This window comes from Dactylosporangium sp. NPDC006015 (assembly GCF_040614215.1).
Taxonomy (GTDB): Bacteria; Actinomycetota; Actinomycetes; order Mycobacteriales; family Micromonosporaceae; genus Dactylosporangium; species Dactylosporangium maewongense.
This window is the reverse complement of record NZ_JBEXUD010000112.1, coordinates 1-2,585: the sequence shown is the minus strand read 5'-3', so window position 1 is coordinate 2,585 and position 2,585 is coordinate 1. Positions and strand designations below refer to the sequence as shown.

Sequence of the window (2,585 nt, the reverse complement as noted above, 5' to 3'; positions counted from 1 at the left end):
CCTTACGGTCCAACTTCCCATTCGACATCAACGGCAGCTCGTCGAGAACCGCGACAGCCGACGGGACCATGTACTCGGGCAGCCGCTCCGCGGCGTGCTCCCGCAGCACCGCGCTGTCGACGCCGCCGACCACGTACGCCACCAGACGCTTGTCCCCGGTGGTGTCCTCACGGGCGATGACCGCGACCTGGTTCACCTGCGGGTGGGTGGCCAGAACGGCTTCGATCTCGCCGGGTTCGATCCGGAACCCACGGATCTTCACCTGGTCGTCGGCGCGGCCCAGATACGTCAGGTTTCCGTCGCCGTCCCACCGGACCACGTCGCCGGTGCGGTACAACCGACCGCCGGCGTTGGAGAACGGGTCGGCCACGAACCGGTCGGCCGTCAAACCCGAACGGCCCACATACCCACGGGCCAGCTGCACACCCGCCAGATACAACTCCCCCGCCACACCCACCGGCACCGGGTTGAGCCGGTCGTCAAGCACGTAGACGCGGGTGTTGAACACCGGACGACCGATCGGCACCGGACCCTCGGCCGGCACCTCGCATCCGGTCACGTCCACCGAAGCCTCGGTCGGACCGTACAGGTTGAACAACCCGACACCCGGAAGGGTCTCGAAGAACCGGTCACGCACCGCGGAGCCGAGCGCTTCACCGGAGCACACCACCCGCCGCAGACCACCGCACTCAGCCGCCTGCGGCACGGCCAGGAACGCCTCCAGCATCGACGGCACGAAGTGGACCGTGTCGACCCGCTCATCACGGATCAGCTCCGCGACATAAGCAGGGTCGCGGTGACCACCGGGACGGGCGATCACCATCGTGGCGCCCTGGATCAGCGGCCAGAACAACTCCCACACCGACACGTCAAACCCGAACGGCGTCTTCTGCAACACCCGATCGCCCGGCCGCAGACCGAACCGCGACTGCATCCACACCAGACGGTTCACGATGCCCTCGTGCGACACCACCACGCCCTTCGGCACACCCGTCGAACCCGACGTGTAGATGACGTACGCCGCCTGACCCGGCACAACCACAACATCCGCAGCCGTAGCCGTTTCTGTGAACGGACCCCCCAAGATCACACACACCGCACCCGCGTCCGCCACCATGAACGCGACCCGCTCCGCCGGCAGATCCGGATCGATCGGCAGATACGCACCACCAGCCTTGAGCACCGCCAACAGTGCCACCACCAAGTCGAAACCACGCGGCAGCGAAACCCCCACCACCGAATCCGCGACCACACCACGCTCGATCAGCAGCCGCGCCAGACCGTTCGCCCGACCGTCCAGCTCCGCATACGACAACGACTCACCCTCGAACACCAACGCCGGCGCATCCGGCGTGCGCGCCACCTGAGCCGCGAACAACCCCGGCAACGTCGCCGCCGGGACGTCGACCGCCGTGCCGTTCCACTCGTGCAGGACGCGGTCGAGCTCGCCGGGGTTGAGGACACCGATCTCCGACAGCGGCACCGGTGTGGTGCTTTCCAATGCCTGTACCAGGCCGGCGACCGCGGTGTGCAGCATGCTCACGACGCCGTCGGGATCGATCGGCCCGGCCGCGTCCACGGTCAGCCCCAGGAACGTCCCGTCGTCGTCGATCGACACCGTCACCGGGTAGTTGGTGCTCTCCCGGGCGTACACCGGCCGGACGCCCTCGAAGCCGTCGGCCGCGCCCTCCTCCGGTCCGCGGGGACTGCTGTGCCGGTAGTTGAGCAGCGTGGCGAACAGCGGCTGGTTGCCCGGCACGGCGCTGACCCGCTGCGCCAGCGCCAGTGGTGCATGCTCGTGTTCCAGCAGCCGTCCCAGCTGGCTCCGCATCGCGACCACCGCGGCCGGCACGTCGAAGTCGCCGGTCGGCACTCGCACCGGCAACGTGTTCATGAACAGGCCGGGCACCCGGTCTGACCCGGCGCCGGCGTTCATCCGCCCGAACAGGACGGTGCCGAACACGACGTCATCGCGACCCGATACGACCGACAGCACGCGCGACCACGCCACGTGCAGCACGGTCGCCGGGCTGACCCCCAGCCTCCGTGACGCGTCACGGAGGCGGCCCGCCAGCTCCGCGTCGAGCGCCACCCCGGCCCGCACCACGGTCGACCCGTCACCGTGGACGTCGCTGACGCCGAAAGCCACGGTCGGCTCGTCGACCCCGGCCAGCAGCTCACTGAAGAACGCCTCGTGCTCGCCGCTGTTCAGGCCGGCCCGGGCCTGCGCCACGAAGTTCCGGAACGGCAGCGCCTCCGGCAGCGTGTCGGCTCGGCCGGACAGCACCGCGCCGACCTCACCGATCACCACTTCCAGGGCCGTGTGGTCCTGGACCAGGTGATGGACCCGCAGCAGGCCCAGCCACCGGCCGTCCACGAGTCCGGTCACGTGCAGGCTCAGCAGCGGCGCCCGGCCCAGGTCCATCGAGGAGCCGGCCGCCGCGAGCAGCTCGGCCACCGCGTCGCCGGTGGTGCCGGTCAGCTCGACCGGGATGACGGGCAGGGTTGCCGTGCGCCACACGACCTGGACCGGTTCGCGGAGACCCGCCCACACCATCGACGTCCGGAACACGTCGTGCCGGTCG

The 2,585-nt window shown here is 69.7% G+C and carries 1 protein-coding gene; it reads right to left on the bottom strand.

All coding sequences use genetic code 11. The features are described 5' to 3' along the window. On the bottom strand, window positions 1-2,585 hold a 2,585-nt coding region (locus ABZ321_RS58145), incomplete at both ends, for an amino acid adenylation domain-containing protein (protein WP_354905680.1).